Here is a 24,562-nt window from a genome sequence, read left to right as displayed (position 1 = left end):
ACAAAATCACCCCCACCGGTCAAATCCTGCAACTGGCGGACGTGCGCCTGGTCGCACCGGTGATTCCCGCTTCGAAAGTCGTGTGCGTGGGAAAAAACTACCTGGAACACATCCGTGAATTCGGCTCGGCGGTGCCTGATGCCCCGATTCTGTTCATCAAACCCAATACCTCGGTCATTGGCCCCGGCGCGCCGATTGTCCTGCCGAAGTGGTCCAACCATGTCGATCACGAAGTAGAACTCGGCGTGGTCATCAAGCACGTCGCGAAAGACATTGACCCCAAAAACTGGAAAGACTACGTGTTCGGCTACACCATCGGCAATGACGTTTCCGCTCGCGACGCCCAGAAAGCCGATAAACAGTGGACGCGCGCCAAAGGGTTTGACACCGCTTGCCCGCTCGGACCCTGGATTACCGTCAATCCTGACCTCGAGGTGCAAAATCTGCGCATTCGCAGCGAAGTGGACGGCGAGGCGCGCCAAGACGACACGACTGCCAACATGATGCACCCGGTGGGCGAACTGGTGACTTACATTTCCCAAGCCATGACCCTGCTGCCCGGTGACGTCATCCTCACCGGCACCCCCGCCGGAGTCGGCCCGCTCACCGAAGGCTGCACTGTGACCTGCGAAATCGAGGGCTTGGGACAACTCAGCAACCCGGTGCGCCGCTGATGGAGGCTCTCAATCAACTGCTGGACGACCTGGAGGATCGCGGCGCGCTCACGGACCCTGTCGAGGTTCTGCTGGCGTTTCAGGAATGGGCCGAGTCTACCGGTCGCCCGCTTTATCCTCATCAGCAGGAGGCTGCCGAGCGCCTGATTCTGGAGGATAAACACCTCATCGCTCCCACTCCCACCGGCTCGGGCAAGTCGCTGATTGGGGTGGCCGCGATTTTGTGGTCACTAGCCCGGGGCGGCGTTTCCTATTACACCGCACCTTTAAAGGCGCTGGTCAGCGAGAAGTTCTTTGACCTGGTGGATCTGTTTGGCGCCGCCAACGTGGGTATGGTTACGGGCGACGGTTCGGTCAACGCCGATGCGCCGATTATCTGTGCTACGGCGGAAATCCTCGCAAATCAGGCGCTGCGCTGGGGCGACGACCTCAACGTCGACACCGTGGTGATGGACGAGTTTCACTACTATGCTGACCCGGAGCGTGGCTGGGCGTGGCAGGCTCCCCTGCTGACTCTGACGAAAACTCGGTTTGTGCTGATGAGCGCCACTTTGGGGGATACCTCGTGGTTTGCAAAGAACCTGTGGGAAGTCACCGGGCGTGAAGTCGCGATCCTCGATTCCGCGAAGCGTCCCGTGCCGCTAGAAATGTCCTACGCGGCCGAGCCTCTGGAGAAAATCCTGCAGGGACTGGCTAATCAAGACCGACTGCCGGCCTACGTGGTGCACCCCAGCCAACGCGCCGCGGTGGAAGAAGCCGAACGAATCGCCAACCTCGATTTGCGCTTGGGTCTGGACCCCGACACTGCCGCCCAGCTAAAAGACCAGGTAAACACCGTACAGTTCCATTCCTCTTTTGGGAAAACCTTGAAACCATTGCTGCTGAAAGGCATCGGGATTCACCACGCGGGAATGCTGCCCCGCTACCGCAGGCTGGTCGAAAAACTCGCACAGGCCGGCCTTTTGCGAGTCATTTCCGGAACCGACACCCTCGGGGTCGGCATCAACGTCCCCATCCGCACCGTCGTCATGACCTCCCTGGTGAAGTTTGATGGGAACAAGGAACGTCACCTGAATTCTCGTGAGTTCCACCAGGTTGCAGGACGGGCGGGCCGTGCCGGGTTTGACACCGTGGGGTACGTGGTGGCACAAGCCCCGGAGTGGGAAATTGACAACGCTATCGCGCTCGCTCGCGCGGACGGGGACGCGAAGAAACTTGAGAAAATCAAGAAAAAGAAAGCGCCGGAAGGCCGCACGTCCTGGACGGAAGGGACGTTCAACCGTCTGGCGCAAAGCGCTCCCGAAGCGATGGTGCCGCGGTGGAAGATTACGCACGCGATGGTGCTGAACACCTTGCAAAGGCCCGGCGACCAGGCCGAAAACCTCAACACTTTGGTGTACCGCAACCACAACGTGCTACGCGCCACCGGACCGGCGAAGGATCGCAATCCCTTTGCCGACACCCTGCAACACATCTTGGAATCCCTAGCGGACTCCGGGGTCATTTCCGGGAGGCAGCTTGCACACGGTGCCAGCGCTGATTCTGGCACCGGGTCGGGCGGCTCGCAGCACGGGAATTGGACTTTGACGGCGGACCTACCCGAGACTTTCGCCCTGAATCAGGACTTGGCGCCGTTTGCCCTGGACTATTTGCAGGCGTTTACGGACCACACGGGCTCTCCCAGCGCGGATACGCCCGCTGCCGGGGGCGCGTTCGGGGACACTCTCGATGTTATTTCTGTGGTGGAGTCCGTTTTAGACGATCCCAATGCCATCTTGCGTGCCCAGGAACGCGCCGCCAAAGACCGGGTCTTTGCAGAACTGAAAGCGAGCGGGGCGGACTATGACGAACGGCAAAATGCCTTGGAGCGGACGACTTACCCTAAGCCTTTGAGCCAGGAGCTGGAAGCCGCCTTTGCGACCTATCAGAAAGCGAACCCGTGGGCGCGCGGATACTTCATTTCCCCGAAATCCGTCATCCGCGAGATGGTGGAAACGGGTCAGACTTTCCAGGCTTTTGAGGCCAGCTTGAAAATCGAGTTTTCCGAGGGGGTCTTGCTGCGCTACCTGTCCGATGCGTGGCGCGCGCTGACCCAGATTGTGCCCGAACCCCTGAAAACCGAACGCTTTATCGAAGTGCTGGATTGGCTCAACGACACCATCGACAAGGTCGACTCCTCCCTGTTGGATGAATGGAAATTCCTGGAAAACCCACAACTGCGCAAAACGGCAAACCTGGACGGCACCACCTCAGCTGGCGGGCAGGACGAAACCGAGCTGGCTTTTGGCGAGCGAGCGGACGGAACTTTTGACTACCGCCTCAACCCCGCCAAACTCGGCACCGAACTGCACCGGGAACTGTTCAGCTGGCTCGATATGCTGGGCGGGGACGAGTTCGAGCGGCTTACCGCAATGGAAACGAAACTGCGCTCTGACCAGGGCAGAGTGTCCCGACTGCTGGCGGAAATCCCCCCGATTACCGAAGCGGGCTGGGACAAACAACTCGGCGCCTACTGGGATGCCCACGACTTCATGGAAACGGTCGGGGAAGCCCGCCACCAGCGCAATTTCCACGTCATCACCCAACCCACCGAGGCTGACCTGCCCGCCGGTGCCGGCATCTCGCCCGAGGCTATTCCGGAAAATCTCTGGCTGGCAGAGCTGACCATCGTCGATGGAGAGGGCGACCTGGACTTTGGTTTTTACGCGCTGTTGGATCCCGAAGCCTCCAACGAGGCGTTTCACCCGATTTGGCTACCCCTGGGGCTGTGGGAACGGCTTTGAACGCGTTGATAGCGCCGCAAGCGCCGAACCTGCCCTAGAAAAGGGCCGGACTCGGGGGAAAAGCGGAACTAGCTCCTAAATTAGCGCTGGTTTTCGTAATCGCTAAGCTGACCGATGCGCCGAGAATGACGCTCTTCGCCGGAAAATTCCGTGGTTAGGAACACTTCTACAAAACGTTCGCATTCCTCAACCGAATGCTGGCGGGCGCCCAGGGAAATCACGTTGGCATTGTTATGCAGACGGGCGAGGCTCGCGGTGTCTTCGTTCCACGCCAACGCCGCGCGAATACCTTTGACCTTGTTAGCGGCGATTTGTTCGCCGTTGCCCGAGCCACCCAGCACGATTCCCAAAGAACCCGCATCCTCCATCACGCCCTGGGCACAGGCGATGCAGAAGCCCGGGTAGTCGTCATTAGGGTCATAGGCGGCAGGTCCGTGGTCGACAACTTCATAGCCGCGTTCCCGCAGCCACGTAACCAAGTGCTGTTTTAACTCGAATCCAGCGTGGTCGGTACCGATGTGTACGCGCATAGTTCTTCCTCTCGTGTCGAATCTGGCCCGCCCGGGCACAGCCAAGAACATTTATATCCTACCGAGAATCTTTTGGCGTGTCGTAAAACTGTCCAATTCGTCCCCAAACTCCCTAATCGCCAACGATTTCCCACAACTCCAGGTAAAATTCCCTATTGAAGTATGTATGCGCAAAGCCAGACTCTCTTTCAGAGCGGCAGACTGCGCTGCTGAAGATGCAGAATGGAAAGGACCGGCACATGAGCGAGGATGCCCCGCAGCTGCTGACCAGTGAAGATATCTTTTCGGCTCAGTTCCCTGCGACAAAGTTCCGCGATGGGTACGACCAGAATCAGATTGACGACTACCTCGATGAGGTGGTTCGCGTCCTTTCCTATTACGAAGCGCTAAATGCCGCGCCCGAAGCCGAGGTGGATTTGGCTTATATCACGGTCCGCGGCCGAGATGTGCGCGAGGTCGATTTCGACTACACCCGGATGCGCGTAGGCTACGACCAAGACGCCGTGGACGACTACTTGGATCAGGTCGCCGCCACTTTGGAGGCATACGAAAAGCTGTACGGCATCCCCCCTTCAGACCAGCGCTACCAGGTATTACAGGTGGACGGGGCAGCGCTGGAAGCCGAGGCCGCCGAACAAGCCGCCGCCTCTGGCGAGCTGCCCAGCGACGGCATGCCCGCTGGCGAGGAAACCGTAACCCCGATTGAACTTTCGACCGAGGCACCGGCAGAGACTCCGACCGCGGCTCCGGTCGAGGAAAACGCGCCAGAAACCGCGGGTTCCGCCCCGTCTGTTCTTGCCGAGGCCGAACCTGCGCCCAGCGAGGATTCCGCGGTGCGTTCTTCCGTTCTGGGTACTCCCACCGGATCAATTCCCGCAGTTCAGCCGGTTTCTTTCGAACAAGCGGTGTTCACCGATTACGAGGCTGGCTCGCCTGAGAACAGTGATTTTGGTGCGACAGGTGCTATCGGTTCCCCGAGCTTTCCTCCGCTCAACTCGCCGGTGTCGGCTGCCCCCGAGACGCCGGCTCAGGAGGCGGCTACGTCCCCTGTCGAGGGCGGTGCCGACCAGGATGCTGCCAGTGAGGCTCTGGCCGGCCCCGAGGCTGTGGCAGAACCGGCTATCGTGTCCAGCGCCGAAACTGCCCCGGTCGACGCTATCCCGGAGGCTGGCGACGAATGGGGCGAAGTTCCGCAATACCCCGAAACTGCCCAGCAGCCGGAAGGTACTGACGCGGCAGCTGCTCAACCGTATCCCGAAGCCGGATACGACCCTTACCAGTCCTACGGTTATGACGCTTACGGTCAGCCGATGGCCGTTAACCCCGCGGATTATCAAGAAAATGCCGGTCAATATCCGGGCTATCCTCCCCAGACCGAGTACGGCTCACCCTACGGCATGGCGACCCTGGAGGGCTACGGATATACGCCGCAGGCTGAGGGAGAAAACCAGGCCTATATCCCGGACGACACCACGATGGTGATGCCGGTCACTCCCGCCGCGCCCTTGGGAGCCCCAACTCCGAACGCAACCATGTCTGAGTATGCTCAGGGCTATGAACAGGCAGGATACCCGGGAGGATATGAGGCGTCCCCCGCGGAAACGGTTCCGGATTACGATTCCAGTTTCGACGATGACCAGGAAAAGTCCTATGACCTGGAAGAATCCTTGGACGATGATTATCCAGAAGAAATCACCTTGGACGATTCCTCCCCCTTGCCGGCAGATTTGACCGATACGCAGGCTGATTCCGCGGCTTTACAGGCAGATTTTTATGCTCCCACCACCACGGAAGAAACCCCGGCGTCCCCCGCTCCCGCGGAGTCTGCCGGTTACTATTCCCCGGAGTCTTTCCCCGAGTCGACAGGCCAGTCCTACGCCGACTTGACGCCACCCCCTTATGCGGCACCGGAATCACCCGCGGCTACCCCGCTACCGTATGGGATGCCGGAGCAACCCGGTGCTCCCGCTGGTTCCTGGCAGGTCCCGAACCCCTATCAGCCAGAGGGCTTGACGCCTAACGAATGGGGCGGTACACCGCAACCGTCGAATTTCGAACAGCCCGCCGTACCGGACTTCTCGACCAATGAACCCGTTCCAGTCTATCCAGCTCCTGGTACGGAAACGCCGGCAGAACCCGCGATGGAACAGCCGGAGCCGTTCAGCGAGGCTCCAGCCACCCCTGCCCAACCCGCCGAGCCCAACCTTTCGACTTTCCAGATGCCAAAGCTGGAAACGGCAGAAATGAGCCAGTTAGAGACGTCCCCCACCCCGGTCAACGATTTGGGCGCGACTCCTCCGGATTACGGCATGCCGGGTGAGCCTCCGAAAGCCCCGCTGACCGATGTGGTGGCTCCTCCGCTGCCGACCCCCGGAGTGGGGATGGATTTGGGACAAATTCGCGATAAACTCGAGCATGAACAGGCCACTCCCCAGGCACAACCGGAGCCGAAACTGGCCGACGTGCCGGAAGTGCTGATGACACCTACCCGCAGTAACGCCACAGTCCCGCCAACCGAAATTCCCACCGCGAGCGCGCCGAGTGAGCCGACTCCGGCCGAGACAGCGCCGAGCGAGCCGGCCCCTGCAGAAACAGCCACGGAACATCTTTCGGCGTCACGGCTGGAAGAACTGGCGGCGCAGAATGCCGCATCGGTACCTGAGGCGGCGCCGGATATCCCGATGGTCGATACCCAATCTGGGGATAATGAATCCGCGAAAGCTCAGCCGGCCCCGATTTTCCCGGAGGATTCCAACCCTCGGCCCATGCTGCAAGGCGAAGAGCCTTTGGCTGAGGTCGATCCGGACGGACGTTTTATTCCACACTTCTTGGCTGGGTATCGGTCGAATTTGGATACTTTCACGTCCGTGTACGGTGCCCTTGACGAGGGCGGTCCGCGGGCCAAGCCGGCTTCGATTGCGAAACTCGAAGCCCAGCAGCGCCGGAAGTCGATTACCACGGGTTACCTGGTGACAGTAGCCACGTCGCGGCCCCTCGGGGCGGACGATCAGGTCTTCGTGCGTCTCTCGGATGGACGCGAAGTCCCGGTGACCTCGGCTTCCTCGGACTTTGACGGGGTGCATCTGACCATTCCGCGTATCTAAGATTTTGCCAGTCTGATGTCCCATACTCCGAAACACAATAATCCTTACTACGATGTCGCCGGCGAGAAGCGGCGCCGTGTGCGGCGTGTCTTGGTGACTCTGGTGGTAACCCTGCTGGCAGGGGGTTTGGCGGTGGGGGCAGTGTTCGTGGCGGTCGGCCAACTATCTCACCAGCCTCAGAACTCGCCCAGTCCGGCTCTCACCTCTCAGCGGCCAGGGGATTCTGCCAAGTCAGACGCTAGTTCCCAGAAAAAAACTCCGCGCGGTTCTGCGTCCGGCTCGCCTACGGGGGCGAATCCCAGCGAATCTCCTGTCACCCAGTCCCAGCCAGCCTCGTCGCCTCGCGCTTGTGATGGCGTGGAGCTGACGTCCCCCACGGATGGGCAGCTCAGCAGCAAGGATTTGCGAGCGACATTTGAAAAAGTCGGCCGAGACACGGGAGCTACCATATCCGTGTCTTGGTTTGACCCGGACGCTAGAAAGATTGAAACCGCCGGTTCTGGGCAGGCCTGGGTCGCGTGGTCGACCTCAAAAGTTCCGGTTTCTGTGGCGGTGTCCCAGGCCGGGAAGGCGGGAGCCCTGGCCGGCTCGATTTCGGCGGCTTTGCGCCAATCAGATAACGGTGCTGCCGAGACGCTGTGGCAGTCCTTGGGCACAAGTGATGCCGCTCGGGCTCAGGCCGTCACTCAAGTTTTACGTCAGACCGGGGACAACTCGACTACAGTCCCTTCCGCTCGGCTGCGTTCCGGGTTCACGATTTTCGGGCAAACTCCCTGGACCACCGCGTCCCAGGTGGGGTTCATGATGAAACTGCCCTGTTTGGACGGTTCGAGTCCGGTGGTGTCCAATATGGGGCAAGTTAGCAGTGACCAACACTGGGGAATGGGAAGGCTTCCCGGTGCCACCTTCAAGGGCGGTTGGGGACCGGGGGTAAACGGAGGCTACCTGGTGCGCCAAATGGGCTGGTACCAAGACAGTGAAGGTAAACGGGTGCCTCTAGCTATAGCCGCTCAAGCCGGCTCTTTTGACGGCGGTATCAGCGTATTAAACCAGCTTATCGCCGCCCTAGGCTAGATTTTCAATTCCGAAACCCGTGTTAGAGCCCAAGTTTTTCCAGCAGTCCTTTCACGTCACGAGCTGCCCCTTTGTCGGCTGAAAGGGCGGTGGCGCCGTAGAGTTTGAGGGCGTCAGAAACTTCCCGGTCGCGGTGCGGCTGCCAGGGGTGCGGGCTTGCCTCCATCGCCGCGCGGCGCCGCTCGATTTCATCATCCGGTACGTCCAGGGTCAGCTCCTCGCGGTTTACGTCGATGATGATTTTGTCCCCGTCCGCAATCAGGCCAATCAGCCCACCCGCGGCCGCCTCGGGGGAAATGTGACCGATAGAAATCCCGGAAGTACCGCCGGAAAATCGTCCGTCGGTGATGAGCGCGCAGGTTTTGCCCAAGCCCCGCCCTTTCAGGAAAGACGTGGGATAGAGCATCTCTTGCATCCCCGGTCCGCCCGCGGGGCCTTCGTAACGAATCACGACCACGTCCCCGGCCTGCACGGTCTTGTCGAGGATTTTTTCTACGGCTTCTTCCTGGGATTCCATCACGATAGCGCGGCCTTCGAAGTGGAACAGTTCGGGGTCAATGCCGGCCGCTTTCACGATGGCGCCGTCAGGAGCGAGGTTTCCACGCAGCACGGTCAGCCCGCCTTTCGCCACGTAGGCATGCGCTACGTCGCGAATACAGCCCGCCGCCGCGTCCGTGTCCAGCGTGTCAAAGCGGGCGGTGGCGGAAAAGGCGTGGGTAGTGCGCTGATTGCCGGGCGCGGCGTGAAACAGGTCGAGAGCCTCCGTACTGGGCGAGCCCCCACGCACGTCCCAGTCCGCCAGCCAGGTAGCCAGGTCGGGGTAGCACACGGAATGCACGTTTCGGTTCAACAGTCCGGCACGGTCGAGTTCACCCAGCAGCGCCGGTACTCCCCCGGCCCGGTGGACGTCCTCCATGTGATAGTCGTTGTGGTTAGGGGCGACTTTCGCCAGGGTCGGCACGGTGCGTCCAATCTGGGCGATGTCCGCCAGCGTAAAGTCGAGTTCGGCAGCTTGGGCGGCCGCCAGCAGGTGCAGCACCGTATTCGAGGAGCCGCCCATCGCCATATCCAAGCTCATCGCGTTGGCGAAAGCCTCCCGGGTCGCGATGGTGCGCGGCAGCACGGAATCGTCCTCATCATCGTAGTAACGCTTTGCCAGTGCCACCACCAGCTGGCCGGCACGTTCAAAGAGTCCGCGCCGAGCCACGTGGGTAGCCAAGGTGGAGCCGTTACCTGGCAGTGCCAGGCCCAGCGCCTCGGTCAGGCAGTTCATCGAGTTCGCGGTGAACATTCCCGAACAGGATCCGCAGGTCGGACAAGAGAGTTCCTCGACTCGCTGCAGTTCCGCGTCGTCGATGTCGTCGTTGGCGGTGGCGTTCATCACGGTTATGAGGTTGCCCCGCCCCCCTTTTGACGGTCCGACAATGTCAGCGGCGGGAATGCCTTTGCCGGCTTCCATCGGACCGCCCGAGACAAACACGGTGGGAATGTTGAGTTTCAGCGCGGCGTTGAGCATTCCGGGAGTGATTTTGTCGCAGTTAGAGATGCACACCAGGGCGTCAGCGGTGTGGGCGCGCACCATGTATTCCACCGAGTCGGTGATAATTTCACGGCTGGGCAGGGAATAGAGCATGCCGCCGTGCCCCATCGCAATCCCGTCATCAACGGCAATCGTGTTGAACTCGCGCGGGACTCCCCCAGCCTGACGCACCGCATCGGACACGACCTTCGCAACCTCTCGCAGGTGAATATGACCAGGGACAAACTCAGTAAAGGAGTTCGCAATAGCTACAATCGGCTTGCCAAAATCGTCATCGTTCATGCCGGTAGCGCGCCACAAGGAGCGGGCGCCCGCCATATTCCGCCCGGTGGTAGACGTTGCACTATTAAGTTTGCGTGTCATGGTTTTCTCCTTTAAGAGTTTTATAAATACTCAAAAGCTATTGTAATAATCCGCCGCGCATTCGACGAAAACAGCATAATGCAGGTGCGCTGGGGTGACGCTGCTGCCGGGGTAAAATAAATATACCGATATATAGTATAGAAGTGCTTTTGACCGCTCAGAGCATGGCATCAGCGCAGCGACCCGCGAGTCCTCGCGTGGGCCGATGCGTTCGCCTCAGAAACCCAAACGATTCAGCATTTTTGGATTGCGCTGCCATTCTTTGGCAGTGCGCACGTGCAAATCCAAGTACACCCGATGCCCCACTAGGGCTTCAATCTCGGGGCGGGCCTGAGTACCGATTTCTTTGAGCCGGCTACCCTTGCGCCCGATGACGATGGCCTTTTGACTGTCGCGTTCCACAAACAGGTTGACGTGAATCTTCCAGATTTCCCCGTCACCGGAACGTCTCGGCTGCTTGATAATCTCCTCCACCTGCACCGCGAGGGAGTGGGGCAGTTCCTGGCTGAGGCTTTCCAGGGCAGCTTCCCGAATCAGCTCGGAAATCATGGCCGTGTCGTCCTCGTCGGTGACCTGGTCGCGCGGGTACAGCGGCGGAGACAGCGGCAAGCGCTGGCCCAGCAGGTCAATCAGCGTTTGCACCTGCGTGCCTTGCCGGGCTGAAATCGGCACGATTTCAGCAAAGTCGTGCAGCTGGGAAACAGCCAAGAGCTGCTCGGCGACCTGTTCGCGGGTGGCCACGTCAGTTTTGGTGACGACCGCAATAGCTGGGAAGTGCGCGGTTTTCACTTGGGTGTCCACAATGCGCCGGTCGCCTGGCCCAATGGGTTGATCGGCAGGAACGCAAAAGACCGCCACGTCAACTTCGGAAAAAGCGTCCTCCACCATGTCGTTCAGCCGCTGCCCCAGCAGGGTGCGCGGTCGGTGAATGCCAGGAGTGTCCACCAAAATGAGCTGAAAATCAGGACGATGCACAATCCCGCGCACGACCCGGCGCGTCGTCTCGGGCCGAGCCGAAGTAATGGCGATCTTGCGCCCCACCATCGCGTTTATCAAGGTGGACTTGCCCACATTGGGCCGCCCGATGACGGCGGCGAACCCGGCACGAAAGTCCTCGGGCCAATCGCGGGCGAACAGCCCCGCCGACCCCGCCGCCAAGTATGGCGACCCGTCGTCGCCCGCGGCATCCAACGCATCCAAATCCGGAAAATTCACGTTATCCATTGTGCAAATCCTACTGTGTTTCGAAGGTTCTATCCGCGACCGCTAATCTTCATCGAGCATCGGAGGGACCACCCGGACCGAGATGGCGGAAACCTGGCGGCGCCGCCCTTCTGCCTCTACCGCACGCAGCTCCAGTCCCTCCACCGATGCAAATGCCCCCACCAGCGGCACTACTCCGACTGCTTTCGTCAACAGGCCACCCACGGTGTCCACGTCCTCGTCGTCAATCTCGGTGTCCAGCAAATCGTTGAGGTCGACCAGAGGAAACCGTGCGGGGACGATCCAGCTGCCATCGGGCTGCGGCTCAGGTTCCTTCTCGGCGTGGTCGTGTTCATCCGAGACTTCCCCGATGACCTCCTCGACCAGGTCCTCCAGGGTGACCAGCCCGGCAATGAGGCCGTACTCGTCCACCAGCACCGCCATGTGGTAGCTGTTTTGCTGCATGTCGCGCAAGGTGTCGTCGACCAGGTTTGTTTCCGGAATGAACTTGGCTTCGCGCATGGCCTGGCCCGCGGTCATCTCTCGCGACGCGGGATCCGAGTTGACACGACGTAATACATCTTTTAGGTATAAGATTCCGCGGATGTCATCAGTATCATCGCCGATGACGGGCACGCGGGAATAGCTGGAACGAACGAATAAAGTCAACGCCTTGTCCAGAGTCTTTTCGGACTCGATCGTGACCATGTCCACGCGCGGCACCATGACTTCGCGCACCAGGGTGCGTCCCATTTCGAAAACGGACCAAATCATCTCTCGGTCGGCGTCCTCGATGGTGTCAGGCTCCCCCATCTGATCAACCATTTCGCGCAGGTCCTCAGCAACCTCATCACGAGCTTCCTGGTCAGTCTGACTGGACGGGCCCCGCGCGGTGCGCAACAGCAGCCCGAAGGGCTTACCTGCATTCCACGCCGCCACCACGAACGGCGCTAGGTAGCGCACTGTCGTATTCGGGTAGCGCCGCCCCAACCGATTCCACGGCAAAGTCAAAACTACCAGCAATAACGTCCCCACAGCGACGACCAAAATCGCCACCAGCCACCAGCTGAGAGGCAGTCGGGACGCCAGCAATGCCCCGCACCCCACCGCCGCGGTCGTCACGAAAGTACGGCAAGCACGCAAGCTGGCGAGCACCAGACGGCGATTTTCGGCTAGCTGCGAGATCTTCCGAGCATGTTTTGCTCCTTCTTCGACCAAATCTTCCGCCGAGGCGACACTCAGCCGCGACACGGCGCCCTCCCCCAGGCTCAGCGGAACCGCCAGCCCAAAAGATACTGTCGCGATGAGAGTCAGGACTGCACCGGCCACTTCGGAAAAGTGCATACTAGCCCCTATCGATTCGCCAGGAAGTTCAGCAGCAGTTTGCGCTGCAGGGTAAACATGGTTTTTTCTTCTTCCGGCTCCGCGTGATCGAATCCCAGCAGGTGCAACAATCCATGTACCGTCAGCAGCAGCATTTCTTCAATAGGGGCATGACCGGCGTCGCGTGCCTGTTCGGCGGCAACGTCAGGGCAGAGCACGATATCCCCCAACACCCCAGCTTCACTGGGCATTCCCTCGCGCCCCGGCGTCAGCTCGTCCATCGGAAAGCTCAAAACATCGGTGGGACCGGGCAAATCCATCCACTTTACGTGCAGGTCAGTCATGGTTTTAATATCCACAAACATAATGTTGACCTCGGCGGCGGGAGACACATAGAGCTGTTCCAGGCAATAGGACACCAGGTCAACGAACTCACTCATCTCCAGTTCCCACGCGGTTTCGTTATTGATTTCCACACTCATGGTTATTCCCTTCCATAGCCCTGGGGGCTGCGCGATACGGTTTGGCTTTCGTAGGTGTCATAAGCGTTGATGATTTCCCCAACCAGCGAGTGACGCACCACATCGGCTGCACTCAAATAGCTAAACGCGATGTCGGGCACATCGCTGAGGATTTCGCTGACCTGTTTCAGCCCGGACGGCTGGCGTGACGGCAGGTCTATCTGAGTGATGTCGCCGGTCACGACCATCTTGGAGCCAAAGCCCAGGCGGGTCAGGAACATCTTCATCTGTTCGCTCGTGGTGTTTTGCGCCTCGTCGAGAATGATGAAACTGCCGTTCAAAGTACGTCCGCGCATATACGCCAAGGCGGCGACTTCGATGGTGCCGTCACTCATCATGCGGCTAATGGTGCCGGTATCGAGCATTTCACGCAGGGCGTCGTAGAGAGGCCGCAGGTAAGGGTCGATTTTGTCGGTCAAAGTGCCGGGCAAGAACCCCAGGGTTTCCCCCGCCTCGACGGCCGGACGAGTCAAGATGAGTCGGGTCACTTCCCCTTCCAGCAGTGCTTTTACGGCACGAGCCATCGCGAGGTAGGTTTTTCCGGTTCCGGCCGGCCCGATGCCAAAAGTGATGGTGTGGGAGTTGATGTCGTTCACATACCAGGCTTGGCCCTCCGTTTGGGGACGGATGACTTTTTCACGGCTGACGAACACCGCCCGATACCGGGCGTCAGTAGCCCGGGTGGGCGGCTCCGACAGCGCGCGAGGGCCGGGGGCGCGCCGGTTCATTTGTAAACCATAATCCAGTATATTTTGTTTTTCGATGTGCGGTTTGGTGAACAGCGCCCGCACCAACCGAGTGGCAGGCTCCAGGTCGGCGTCAGGGCCTTGAATGAAAATCTGGTTCCCGGCCACCCAAAAGTTGAGCGTGGGGAAGTCGTTTTCCCAGCTGTGCAGGTTAGCGTCGTTTACCCCGAGGACTTCAATCATCGGGATTTCGTCAGGAACCTCAACAACAGCTCGTTTCTGAGCCATGGTCACCTACTCTCCACGGGCGTTCCCCGCCAAGAGCCCAGTCGGGATTGAATGACAGCCAGGGCGGCGGGACCGGCAGAGGAACAGCGCAACACAGTCGGCCCCAGCAGCGCTGGACGCGCTCCGGCCTCTACGAAAGCCGCCAGCTCGGGAACCGTGATACCGCCCTCCGGTCCCACAATGACCACAATGTCCTCCGGAGTTTGCTCCGGCTGCGCCAGGGGAACCAGCAGATCCGCCAAGTGTTCCTCGGCGACCTCGTGCAGGACGAAAACTACCGCCCCACCCTTCACCAGCGCCTCCACCTCGGAGAAAACCGTTTTCACGACCGGCCGGGCCCACCGCGCTTCTGACCCGTGCTGTCCCGGGGAAATATCCACGCCGCTTTCCAGGTACTCTGACACTTCTGCCAGCCGGGCCTGACGCGACTGCTTCATCGCGGAAACCACCAGGTTGCGCCACTTTTCCCGGCCTTTGGCACGCTTGGGCACGGTATCCCAGCGTGACACCGAGCGCGTGGCCCCCCAGGGGATCACCCGCCACACCCCCATTTCAGCCGCGGATTCCAGCGCCTGCATATCGCGTTTTTCTTTGGCTAACGCTTGAATCAGGGTGATGCGCAAGGTCGGTTCCGGGTCCGACACCGCGTCCTCAATGAGCCGCAGCCGCAACCCCGAGTTCCCCGCCGCGACGACTTCCGCTCCGGCGCGCCGACCCAACCCGTCGACCACATCAACGACCTCACCCAACCGCAGTCGCTTGACCGTGGCATGATGAGCCTCCGCACCGACTATGGAGACTTCCTCGCCCTCGCGATAGCCGTCCAAACCCGTAAAATTCGCGGCTAGAGACCCGCCCGTTTCCCCCGCGGTTTCACCGGAAAACCAAAACGCTTGCCGGGTCATGGCCGACCCTTACGGTGCGCCCCGCCAGTATTGCCAGAGGAACTGTCGGTGGGAGCCGGGGACTCCTCGCCACGCAGTCGCGCCAGTTCGCTGAGCAGCTCGCGCTGACGTCGATCCAGGCCGGTGGGAACCTCAATATTCAGGTGAACATACAGGTCGCCGCGTCCCTGGCGGTGCAGCCGACCGACCCCCAGGCCCTTCATAATGATGACTGACTCGGGCTGTGACCCGGCTTCGACATTGATTTTCTTAGTTCCGTCGAGGGTTTCCAGGGAAAACTCCATCCCCAGCGCCGCCGCGGTCATGGGAATTCGCAAGGACGTGTGCAGGTCGTCGCCGCGCCGCTGCAGGACTTCGTGGGGCAGCTCGTGAATCTCGACGTACAAGTCACCAGCCGCGCCTCCGGCAGGTCCGGCCTCACCCTCGCCGGACAGGCGAATGCGCGTCCCGTTTTCCACCCCGGTGGGGATCTCTACCTTGATGTTGCGGGTGGCGCGCACCCGGCCTTCCCCGGAGCAATCCGCACAAGGGCGTTCGATGATGGTGCCGTGGCCCTTACAGTTCCCACACGGGGCGGTCGTCATGACCTGACCCAGGAAAGACCGCGCCATGCGTTGCACGGAACCAGTCCCGCCACAGGTAGAACAGGTTTTCGGGCGGGTCCCCACCGCACAGCAGCTGCCTTTGCAGGTCTTGCACTTCACGAAGGTGTTAATCTTAATTTCCCGCTCGGTGCCGAATGTGACGTCTTTCAGTTCCACGTCAATCGTGGTCAGAATGTCTTGGCCGCGTCCGCCGCGCGGAGTGGGGCCGCTGGTCGATGAGGCGGCATTAAAGAATTCGTTGAGGATGTCGGCAAATCCAAATCCGGCAGCGTTCGCCCCGTTGAATCCGCTGAATCCGCCCGCACCGAACCCGGAACCACCCAGGTCATATTGCTGGCGCTTCTCGGGGTTGCCCAACACGTCGTAGGCGGCACTGACTTCTTTGAATTCTTCCTCGTGTTCAGGACCAGCCACGTCAGGGTGCAGTTTGCGCGCCAACTTTCGGTAGGCGTTCTTAATTTCGTCCTGCGTGGCGTTACGGCTCACACCGAGGGTTTCATAGTAGTCGCTCAAAGTTTTTCTTTCCTATTTGTCTCATTTGTCTGGCCGAGTCTCCCGGTCGCTGCCCGGGCGGCTCTGGTTTTACTGGCTTAAGATTCGTGACAGGTACCTCGCCACCGCCCGCACCGAACTCATCGAGCCGGGATAGTCCATGCGAGTTGGCCCGATGACCCCCACATGAGCCTGACCGGCACCGGCCGGAGCGTAGCTGGAGGACACGATGGCAGTTTCTTTCAACACCTCGTGGCCGGATTCCTCACCGATAATCACGTTTACCGGTTCGGCCTCGCGCATCTCACCGAACAATTTCAGCAGCACAACCTGTTCTTCCAACGCCTCCACCAGGGCGGTCAGGGTTTCGCTGAACGCGCCGGAACGTGACAGGTTCGCCATTCCCGCCATGACTATCCGCGTCTCGATCGCGCCTTGTTCCAGAGCCGCGGCGATATTTTGCGCCAAGATGGTGGCGTTTTCCCGCAAGGCTTGATTGCTCACGGTGGCCAGCCATTCTTGCAAAGCCGCCTGTTGAGCGGGGGTGTCCGATCGGGAAAACACGGCAGCGAGCGGGGTGCCGATGGTGCTGAGGTCAGTCTCGCTGACTTCGTGGGGCAGGTTCACCAGAATCTGGTCCACCCGCCCGGTTTCGGAAATAATGATAGCCAGCACTTTGCAGTCCGGTCCCGCCCCCAAACGCACCAGTTCCAGGTGACGCAACCCGGACGGGTTGAACGCCGGGAACTCCACTACTGCCGTCTGATGCGTCATCTGCGCCAAAAGACGCACCGTGCGCTCCATCACGTCCTCCAACCCCACCGCGGAGGTGAAGAATTCGGTGATGGCCTTTCTCTCGGGGGCCGAAAGCGGCTTGATAGCCTCGATTTGGTCCACGAAGTAGCGGTAGCCCTTGTCGGTGGGAATACGTCCGGCAGAAGTGTGGGGCTGGCGGATTAGCCCTTCTTCCTCCAGCTGGGCCATGTCGTTGCGAATGGTCGCGGCGGAAACCCCCAGCGAGTGCCGCTCGACCAGGGACTTTGACCCGACTGGTTCTTGAGTTTCGACGTAGTCGGAAACGATGGCTCGCAGCACTCCCAGACGCCGATCCGCCGCCTTGTCTGCCATCGTTCCTCCTGTACCTTTTTCCTTGAGTCAGCACCACGGTTGGCTGCCTAACTCGCGTTAGCACTCACAGCCTCCGATTGCTAATCTTACCCGCTTCGGCGCAAAACTCCCACCGCGGAACCCGGCAGACTGACTAATCACATCAAACGTAGACTTTACGCGGGTCCAGACCGACCTCACTCGTGCACAGGAGAGACAGTCAAGGGCCAAGGCATGGTTCGCGGGGGCAGGAAACGAGCGAAAACGCCGCCCACTACGGCGGAACCAACCAACAAGCTGGTGATGATCATGTAGGCGACCTGAGCCTGAACTGTCGAATCAATCGTAATGGACACGAAGGGCGCCAACAAGGTCACCGCGAAAACGGCACCAGCTTCGGAACCAAGTACCGTCCCCACCACTACAGACAACACCGCCGCCCCAACCAACAGCCAAATGATGCCGCTCATCCCGGACACTGTGCCCTTGGGAATGATTCCGGAACGCAGAATCAGATCCCCCATCCACCAGGCTGCTATAGCCGTCGAAGCCACGTAGGCAATGTTAAGAATCGCCTGCAAACCCGCATCGGCAAGCCATTTTGCCCCACGGGTGGTAACTGCGGTAACCATCACAATGACCCAAACCAGCCCTCCCAGATCCGCCAACCCGACCGGCGAGGCAATCACAAAGGCTATTGAAACGACCGCCAAAACCGCGGGAACAATCAACGTAACCGCCGCATTTGCCCGGGACGTTGACCGGCGTGTGGAGCCGTCCTCAGCAACCTCTGCGGTAACTTCGGCGGTCTGTTTCCAGGCTTCCCCATCTTTGGACTTCATCTGTTTCAAGGTCATCTGGCTGATGCGCGGCGCTGAGGTCACCGACAACAGCCCCGCTACCACGGCGAGCACAACAATCAGCACCAACATCTGTAACAACAGGTAGTGGTCATCCACCAGCGCGAATCCGCCCGTAACAATCAGCAGGGACACGGTCGTCAGCGCCAGACCGTGCACAGATCCGGCCCAGGCAACGCGACGTTCCTCAGTGACCTTGCGCCCGAACAGGATATGCAAGGCCGTCAGATATTTCTCCATCAGCCCTGATTCCAGCAGCACACCGGCGATGGTGCACCACACAATCAGTCCCGCAAACGAGAAACGATTAAAGGGGCCAACCAGCTCAATAAGCCCGGTCGTGGCAAGCGTGGACGGTCCAATCTCGATGGCTACACCCACCAACGCCGGCAACCCAATGGCAAACATAATCGGCACCCGAATCGCCAACAGGAGCGCCGCCACCAGGATAGCCACAATGGCCACAATGATTCCGCTCATTTTGCGCCCCCCTTACCTTTGGGTTTGGGCGGGGCTACCGGCTGCACCTTGCCTGCCGCGTTGATCCTCACTTTTTGGGGGCCGGACGCAATAGGTTTCCCGGTCGGTTTGGTCGTCCTCTTCGCCTTGGCTGGTTTCGGGGTTTGGGCTGGTTTGGCAGCTTTGGCTGGCTTTGCGGATTTCGGTTTCTTGGGGCTGGCGTCTTGTTCAGCAAGGAATACCTTTATGGACGCGACGAGGGCGCGGATAGCCACAACTAGGATGCCCAAGCATCCCAGAAATGCGGGAATAACCGCCACCACCAGAGGTACGCCGATAACCATCATGGGTTGGGTCGCAGTGTTGGGAACTGATACGACGGTAACGGCTGTGGCAACGAGAGCAAAAAGCGTCGTTGCTGTATCACTGATTAATAACTGGAGGCTGGTGCGTTCTTCGGGGCGACCAAGGCGCGGAAGACCCCAGGCGATAAGCGCCACGACCAGTGCCAGATACGTCGCCCAGACTGACAGGATGCCGCTCCACTGTTCGGCAGCCAGAGTCAAAGTTTTGGCGGGGTCGCCTTCGAAGCTAACCCATTTCGAGGACATCGGCAATTTCAGGCCGCCCAAACCCAGCACCGCTATGCGACCGGCGCCATGCAGCATAGCGCTCAGAGCCAGCAAGGCAGAAATCAGCACCATGACCAGTCCCGCGGCGCGCTGCCACATGGGCGGTTTCGGGGTTGCGGTTTCCTCGACCGCAATCGGAGCATCCACAGCCCTGTCCTCATTAGTCACCTTTTGATTTTATCCGCAAAAGTAACGTAACTTTGGGATTTAAGGTGACCGGGGAGACTATTGAACGGATAAAACACCGAAGGGCGACGTTCTCGCACTCCGTCGCCCTTCAGCTCCCTATTAAGTTATAGGTCTTGTTTATTTCGTAGCCGGCTGGTTCAACGCCGCAGCCAACTGTTTGATGGACTCGGGTGTGAAGCCAAGCTGGTTCAGGACATTCTTCATGGAACCAGTGTCAGTCATCATGCCCTTGACCTGGTTCAAAGCGTCTTGCTTAGCCTTTTCTTCGGCAGCCTTAGTTTGCGCTTCCAGGGCGGCGGACTCTGCTAGGGTGCCTTCCACCAGCTTCGAGGCGTCATTGTTCAGCTTTGCACCGTTGACCAGCTCGGCGACTTTCGGGCTAACCGCGCCCGGACCGCCCACTACTATGGTCTTTTCCGAACCATGACGGCGCAGTGCCTGGTAGGACGGTTCCGGTAATTCCTTGGCACGAGTCAAAATCATTGCTGCATTTTGGTCAGCTGCCAACGCGCCGCCGGAAAGGGCGTCAGGGAACTTCTCACCGTTCACCAGGACGGCAGCCGTGGTTCCGGGCTGCGATGCCGCCAAAGCTGCCGCCGTTTCGTAGCGATCCTTGCCCATAATCGGTTTAATATTCACCGACATAGTCGTGGGCCACGGCGTGTTTTGCACCGCATGCACTGCCGGACCACCGACCGCAGTAATCTGCAGCGGACGGGTCTGACCCAGCTCCGAGATATAGCTGTAGGTGGCGGGATCCAAGATATTGCCCTTGCTCAACAGCATTAGCGCACCTGACCGGCCTGCGGCGGCACCCGCGACCAGTGCATCCGGGAAACCGACACCATCGGCGATAAACAGGTTCAGCGGCTTTTGCGGGGCAGCCCCGATGAGAGGCTCCGTGGCACGGTTAACCGCCACCGCGGTATTGAAACGGTCCGGTCCGGCGATACGGGTGATGTTAACCCCGGCATCGCGCAGTTCGAACTCGTCGTAGGGAGTCATCGGTACCTGACCGCCCACCAAGTAAAGGTTCTTCTTACCCGAAGCCTTGATTTGGTCCATGACAGAGGGCTCCAAACCGGTCTTCCAAGTGGTCAACAGAATCGGGGCGTGCATCCCAGCGGCAAACGGCGTGGAGGACAAACCGTCAGCAGCCACATTCCCGTCGACCAGTACGATGGAATCCCCCGGGAATTGGCCGATTTTCCAAGCCGCAATCGCGGTCAGCACCCGGTTGCTACCCTCAGCACGCAGAGTATTCTTGGACAGAGCCTTGGCTAGGCGCTTTTCGTCCGCCTTAGCTTTCTTGTCCCTCTCAGCCTGAGCCTTCTTTTCTTCGGCAGCCTGCTGCTTCGGGTCCTTTATGGTCTTGCCATCCTGCCCAATCTTGTACTTCTTCTTTAGCTCTTCTTCCAGCTTCTTGCGCAGAGCCTCTTCCTTGGCTTTGGCCTCTTCGGCAGCTTTCTTGGCCTTTTGCTCCGGCGTCATGTTCTTTTCATTCACGACATCCTCAAAGGACTTGCCGGAAAGCAGAGCCTCAATGGCGGTTTGGGTGCCCTTGGCATCTTCCAAAGCCTTCTGGGAGGTATCGATTGGGTCGTCAACCGTCCCCAGGGAGGTCTGTGCCTGCAACAGGAATTTCTTGGCCTCGTCAATGGAAGTCGCCCGCCGTGCGCTCTCCCACAGAGCCTTCAGCTCGTCGATAGCGCCGTTGACGGTATCGGCCGCGTTATCCAACCGAGAGGCGTGGCGCTCCAAGTCGCTGACCAGAATCTTTAGCTGCGGCTTCATTGATTCGGGAGCCGTCGCCAACGCATTGCGCGCCTTGGTCAGCATATCGCCAACCTGAATCTGGCGGCGCATAATGTCGGGGCGCGCCCCCACGGCACGGTCGTAGTAGCCGCCAATCTGCGCGGCAATCTTATCTTTCTCAGAAGGATCGACCAGGTCAGAGCCGTCCATACCCTTGATCAATGCCGCAATGGTCCAGCGCGCGTTGATGGCATTCAGCTTGTAGTTCGGCATCTGCTGAGCGACTTCAGCTAGTTTTCCGCTCAGCTTTTGAATCTTCGGCTGATACTTCTCATCTTTATGATTGGGTTTCTTTGCCGCTAGTGTGGCTACGGTCTTTGACGCGGCGGTGTATTCCGTATTTTTTGCGTCCCGAGTTGCCTTCTCGGAATTCAACTTATCCGTGGCTTGCGCTATAGCGGCCTCTTTTTTATTCGGATCCGTATCGGGCAAGGCGTTTGCGTCATCCAAAGCCTTTTGGGCAGCGGCAACCTTCTCTTCCTGGGTCTTTACCGCTTTCGCCTTGTCTGCCGCGTCCTTTTGGGCGTTAAAGTAATCGTCAGCCCAGGTCACATAAGCATCGACAAAGGCCGCATTCCGGTTTTTCACTTCCGACTGCCACTTATCCTCAATACCGTTTCCGGAAGAGTTGGTCGCCAAGTTGTCGGCTTCAGTCTGAGCCTGTTGTGCCAGTTCCAGCACTTTACTTGCCCATGACTGGTTCATCTGAGCATTCGAGACTTTCTTGGTGGCTTCTTCCAAGGCGGTAGTTTTCTGAGCTTGGTCGTTGTGCAAACGCTTTAACTTCAGCTCCACGACATCGGTTGCGTCGTCGTACCATCTCTTGAGCTTCTGACCCGCCTCTGGGTCGTCTCTGGGAACATCGGCAAATGACTGAACCAGAGTAACCTGTTCACGGCATACACTGGGGTCTACTGCCCGCTCGTCATCAGTACAAAACTTCTTATTGTCGTCTGGTTTTTGGTATTTGATGCCTTCTCGAACCCACTTCGGCAGCCCGGCATAGTTGTGATAGGTCTGGAAGTCAGATATGGCATTGGGGTTGTTATACACCCCCAGCTGGGTCTTTATTTCTTCCAGCTCCCGGATTGCGTCGTCGTAACGGTCCTTGTCCTCTTGGGCAGTTTTCTCATCTTCCTTGCGGGCTTTAAACAAACCATCAATCTTCTCGTAGTCCTTTTGAGCTTGCAGGACTTGGTCGGCAATAGAGCCGGAATCTGGGGTTTTACAGCCAGCGGCAGAAATCTTTTCAATGAGGCTGCGCGGTTCACCAACCACAACCGGGCCAAGGTTCAAATCTGTTTTCTTAAACTCTTTATTGTTTATGTCTGTATAAGAGGGGTTATCTTTGAATTTCTTTTCAATACCCACGCCGGAGTTGCTGGTCTCAGTTTTGAGCTCACCCCAGGTCACAGACACTGTCCGACCGTCCATACCGTTTTCTTGGTTAATCGAGTGCTTAGCACCATTTGTGCACAGCGACTGCTGAATACTCTTCAGGGCTTCGCCCGGAGCTGAGGGGGAATCCGGGTTGGGAACCATGGTCTCCTCTGTCTTGGCGGGACGTGTTTTGTCCAGGAAAACCGAGAAATCGGTTTGCTGCGCATCCAAAATAATTCCCAAACCGACATGGATACCAATCAGGGTCTTGCCGTCGGCGCTGATAACCGGGGCGCCGGCATCTTCTGGCAAAACCACAATCTTTTCGGGGTCTTCCCACCCCTTGCGGACGGTATCCCAGGCAATCGTGCCGAGGTCCTTATCGTCTTTGAAACTCGGGTGGCTCTCACGCCATTGATTCCACTGCTGCACTTTCGAGCGCGGCTGCGTCACTGTATCGTTGACCAGTTTCGTAATCGGCAAACGGGTTTCCTGATAGGCGATTCGAGGAATACCGCCCTCGGGACGCCAGCCAAACATGGTTCCGGTTTCCCCGCTCATGTTGCCGTTGACCCCACTGTCCTTCACTTTCACCGGAGTGGCAACGTTGGCGGGAACATCTCGATCCAAGCGGGCAATAACCACCTGGGTGGCAGCCTTGGGGTCGAAAGAAACGGAAGAGATCCAAAACACGTTCTGGGGACCTTTGCCCGGGATTGCTTCGGAACCGAAGGTAACGCGAGGTGGTGGCACAGTCCCCAACGCCAGTTGACCCGCCTTGGTGGACGTGGAGAATGCGTAGGGCTTGCCGTCCGCGTTCGTGACACAGCTCTTCATGGTGGCGATGTGGCGGGAGTCAAGCAGCACGCCAGTGCAAATGTCAACGGCGGCACCGTCGGTCTCTTTGTATGTATTGCCATCCTTTTCCCGGTACTTGGCCATATGCGGCACTTCCACCCGCGCCACTGCCGTGATACCTGGACGGCTGTTGTCCCCTGCGTTCACGGGTTCGCCGGACAGCGCGTTTGCCGGGGCGATTCCTGTAAAAGCTAAACCAGCCGAGAACAGGCACACCAGACCGGCTCGGCGCATTTTCTTACCAACGTGGCTGCGAGTTTCCACGATAGCCTCCTCATAATCCATCCATGGAAAAGCCCGGTTTTCCCCTGACGTCTGGGAACCGGTAAGCACATCCAAATGCTCAAGCTATGTATTCGTCAAGGCACCTTCAATTGTGAGCCTTTTGGCGTTATTTCAGCGAAAACTAAGCCTTTTCCAGTGATTTTCCATAATTGCAGGTCAGTCCCTCAAAGTGCAGGTCGCAAGGCTGTTTGCGCGTAATTCTTTGTTTCGCTTTACTGAATCTTGACCTCTATGTCCGAACAATCCTCCCCCGCGCTCAGATTGCTGCAAAGCAAGTGAGACGCACTTCACGCCTCAATCAGGTTGTGTTCCACGCCTTCACCGGCATCCAGCGCAGACTTTGCATCGCGCAGATTGCGCAGGTTCGACTCACTATAAAACGGGTCGGGACGTGAGACCTCGAACGGGATGCGGTTTTCCCCGGTCGCTTTCTTTGCGAAAATCGTAAATGCGGTGGTCATGTTCATTCCTAGATCGCGGCAAAGTTCTTCCATCGCCGCTTTCAACTCCGCGTCCATCCGAATCGTCACATTTGCTGTAGCCATTGCACTCACCTCGCACACTATTATACAACTAATGCACCACTAATTCACTCGTGAATCTGTGCTATGTCTCGCAATCACGCGGGGCTTAGTTTCGCAGGGCCGTAAGCGGAACGACCATCACCCCATCCGCCCGAGTGTACGTGACCTAGCCATACAGATTTTTTCGCTAGTTCTATACAGAGTTTTTCGCTAGTTTTATCCAGAGTTTTTCGCCGAACGTTGCGAGGGCAATCGGGAGGACACGCCCTGCCAGACGCTATAAGACCACGTAAACCGGCTTTTAGTGCCCTTTGCACCTGGTACTTAACCCGAACTTCCCACTTAACATAACACTTGGGGAA

17 protein-coding genes are annotated in these 24,562 nt (G+C 58.9%); 4 read left to right on the top strand and 13 right to left on the bottom strand.

Annotated features, from left to right (window positions below):
* On the top strand, positions 1-674 hold a 674-nt coding region (locus Q0X47_RS07825), incomplete at its 5' end, for a fumarylacetoacetate hydrolase family protein (protein ID WP_297724708.1).
* Positions 674-3,457: an RNA helicase gene (locus Q0X47_RS07820; RefSeq protein ID WP_297724705.1), complete on the top strand. Its 2,784-nt coding sequence runs from the start codon at positions 674-676 to the stop codon at positions 3,455-3,457. The genes Q0X47_RS07825 and Q0X47_RS07820, both read left to right, overlap by 1 nt.
* An 80-nt stretch (positions 3,458-3,537) precedes the next feature.
* Here the strand turns inward: Q0X47_RS07820 and Q0X47_RS07815 are convergent, their stop codons facing one another.
* Positions 3,538-3,987, bottom strand: a complete 450-nt coding sequence (locus Q0X47_RS07815) for a ribose-5-phosphate isomerase (RefSeq protein WP_297724702.1) — start codon at positions 3,985-3,987, stop codon at positions 3,538-3,540.
* A gap of 239 nt (positions 3,988-4,226) precedes the next feature.
* Here Q0X47_RS07815 and Q0X47_RS07810 point away from each other — a divergent pair, with 239 nt between their 5' ends.
* Both Q0X47_RS07810 and Q0X47_RS07805 read left to right on the top strand, forming a co-directional pair.
* Complete coding sequence (locus Q0X47_RS07810) at positions 4,227-7,091, top strand: DivIVA domain-containing protein (RefSeq protein ID WP_297724699.1); 2,865 nt, start codon at positions 4,227-4,229, stop codon at positions 7,089-7,091.
* Positions 7,092-7,106: 15 nt separating this feature from the next.
* On the top strand, positions 7,107-8,165 hold the full coding sequence (locus Q0X47_RS07805; RefSeq protein ID WP_297724696.1) for a hypothetical protein: 1,059 nt from the start codon (positions 7,107-7,109) through the stop codon (positions 8,163-8,165).
* 22 nt (positions 8,166-8,187) lie between these two features.
* Here Q0X47_RS07805 and ilvD read toward each other — a convergent pair whose 3' ends face one another.
* The 12 genes from ilvD to Q0X47_RS07745 form a co-directional block, all read right to left on the bottom strand.
* On the bottom strand, positions 8,188-10,068 hold the full coding sequence (gene ilvD / locus Q0X47_RS07800) for a dihydroxy-acid dehydratase (protein WP_297724693.1): 1,881 nt from the start codon (positions 10,066-10,068) through the stop codon (positions 8,188-8,190).
* Between the two features lie 216 nt (positions 10,069-10,284).
* Positions 10,285-11,292, bottom strand: a complete 1,008-nt coding sequence (gene era / locus Q0X47_RS07795; protein ID WP_297724690.1) for a GTPase Era — start codon at positions 11,290-11,292, stop codon at positions 10,285-10,287.
* Positions 11,293-11,334: 42 nt separating this feature from the next.
* The gene (locus Q0X47_RS07790; protein ID WP_297724687.1) at positions 11,335-12,615 is read right to left on the bottom strand and encodes a hemolysin family protein; all 1,281 of its coding nucleotides are present in this window, start codon (positions 12,613-12,615) and stop codon (positions 11,335-11,337) included.
* Between the two features lie 8 nt (positions 12,616-12,623).
* Positions 12,624-13,076, bottom strand: a complete 453-nt coding sequence (ybeY, locus tag Q0X47_RS07785) for an rRNA maturation RNase YbeY (protein ID WP_297724684.1) — start codon at positions 13,074-13,076, stop codon at positions 12,624-12,626.
* A gap of 2 nt (positions 13,077-13,078) precedes the next feature.
* Positions 13,079-14,089 carry a PhoH family protein gene (locus Q0X47_RS07780; protein WP_297724681.1) on the bottom strand — a complete coding sequence of 337 codons (1,011 nt, stop codon included), beginning with the start codon at positions 14,087-14,089 and terminating at the stop codon, positions 13,079-13,081.
* A 2-nt stretch (positions 14,090-14,091) separates the two neighbouring features.
* Positions 14,092-14,994: a 16S rRNA (uracil(1498)-N(3))-methyltransferase gene (locus Q0X47_RS07775; RefSeq protein WP_297724678.1), complete on the bottom strand. Its 903-nt coding sequence runs from the start codon at positions 14,992-14,994 to the stop codon at positions 14,092-14,094.
* Entirely contained in the window at positions 14,991-16,112 is a 1,122-nt protein-coding gene (dnaJ, locus tag Q0X47_RS07770) for a molecular chaperone DnaJ (RefSeq protein WP_297724675.1), read from the bottom strand. Before dnaJ ends, Q0X47_RS07775 begins: the two co-directional genes overlap by 4 nt.
* Before the next feature lie 69 nt (positions 16,113-16,181).
* On the bottom strand, positions 16,182-17,219 hold the full coding sequence (gene hrcA, locus Q0X47_RS07765; RefSeq protein WP_297724672.1) for a heat-inducible transcriptional repressor HrcA: 1,038 nt from the start codon (positions 17,217-17,219) through the stop codon (positions 16,182-16,184).
* 176 nt (positions 17,220-17,395) lie between these two features.
* Positions 17,396-18,538, bottom strand: a complete 1,143-nt coding sequence (locus Q0X47_RS07760; protein WP_297724669.1) for a hypothetical protein — start codon at positions 18,536-18,538, stop codon at positions 17,396-17,398.
* Positions 18,535-19,317, bottom strand: coding sequence for a hypothetical protein (locus Q0X47_RS07755; protein ID WP_297724653.1), 783 nt, complete (start codon positions 19,315-19,317; stop codon positions 18,535-18,537). The genes Q0X47_RS07760 and Q0X47_RS07755 overlap by 4 nt, the downstream gene beginning before the upstream one ends.
* Before the next feature lie 138 nt (positions 19,318-19,455).
* On the bottom strand, positions 19,456-23,724 hold the full coding sequence (locus Q0X47_RS07750; RefSeq protein ID WP_297724711.1) for a cell wall-binding repeat-containing protein: 4,269 nt from the start codon (positions 23,722-23,724) through the stop codon (positions 19,456-19,458).
* Positions 23,725-23,963: 239 nt separating this feature from the next.
* A complete protein-coding gene (locus Q0X47_RS07745) occupies positions 23,964-24,221 on the bottom strand; it encodes a type II toxin-antitoxin system RelB/DinJ family antitoxin (RefSeq protein ID WP_282921199.1) in 258 nt (85 codons plus the stop codon).
* Positions 24,222-24,562 lie beyond the last annotated feature (341 nt).

It is taken from the genome of uncultured Mobiluncus sp. (assembly GCF_947254095.1).
Taxonomy (GTDB): Bacteria; Actinomycetota; Actinomycetes; order Actinomycetales; family Actinomycetaceae; genus Mobiluncus.
The sequence above is the reverse complement of the archived record's forward strand: the minus strand, read 5'-3'. Positions and strand labels throughout refer to the sequence as shown.

Excerpts from the sequence above, each read along its gene's own strand:
- Q0X47_RS07820 (WP_297724705.1), top strand. The coding sequence starts at position 674 with ATGGAGGCTCTCAATCAACTGCTGGACGACCTGGAGGATCGCGGCGCG.
- Q0X47_RS07815 (WP_297724702.1), bottom strand. The coding sequence starts at position 3,987 with ATGCGCGTACACATCGGTACCGACCACGCTGGATTCGAGTTAAAACAG.
- Q0X47_RS07810 (WP_297724699.1), top strand. The coding sequence starts at position 4,227 with ATGAGCGAGGATGCCCCGCAGCTGCTGACCAGTGAAGATATCTTTTCG.
- Q0X47_RS07805 (WP_297724696.1), top strand. The coding sequence starts at position 7,107 with ATGTCCCATACTCCGAAACACAATAATCCTTACTACGATGTCGCCGGC.
- ilvD (WP_297724693.1), bottom strand. The coding sequence starts at position 10,068 with ATGACACGCAAACTTAATAGTGCAACGTCTACCACCGGGCGGAATATG.
- era (WP_297724690.1), bottom strand. The coding sequence starts at position 11,292 with ATGGATAACGTGAATTTTCCGGATTTGGATGCGTTGGATGCCGCGGGC.
- Q0X47_RS07790 (WP_297724687.1), bottom strand. The coding sequence starts at position 12,615 with ATGCACTTTTCCGAAGTGGCCGGTGCAGTCCTGACTCTCATCGCGACA.
- ybeY (WP_297724684.1), bottom strand. The coding sequence starts at position 13,076 with ATGAGTGTGGAAATCAATAACGAAACCGCGTGGGAACTGGAGATGAGT.
- Q0X47_RS07780 (WP_297724681.1), bottom strand. The coding sequence starts at position 14,089 with ATGGCTCAGAAACGAGCTGTTGTTGAGGTTCCTGACGAAATCCCGATG.
- Q0X47_RS07775 (WP_297724678.1), bottom strand. The coding sequence starts at position 14,994 with ATGACCCGGCAAGCGTTTTGGTTTTCCGGTGAAACCGCGGGGGAAACG.
- hrcA (WP_297724672.1), bottom strand. The coding sequence starts at position 17,219 with ATGGCAGACAAGGCGGCGGATCGGCGTCTGGGAGTGCTGCGAGCCATC.
- Q0X47_RS07760 (WP_297724669.1), bottom strand. The coding sequence starts at position 18,538 with ATGAGCGGAATCATTGTGGCCATTGTGGCTATCCTGGTGGCGGCGCTC.
- Q0X47_RS07745 (WP_282921199.1), bottom strand. The coding sequence starts at position 24,221 with ATGGCTACAGCAAATGTGACGATTCGGATGGACGCGGAGTTGAAAGCG.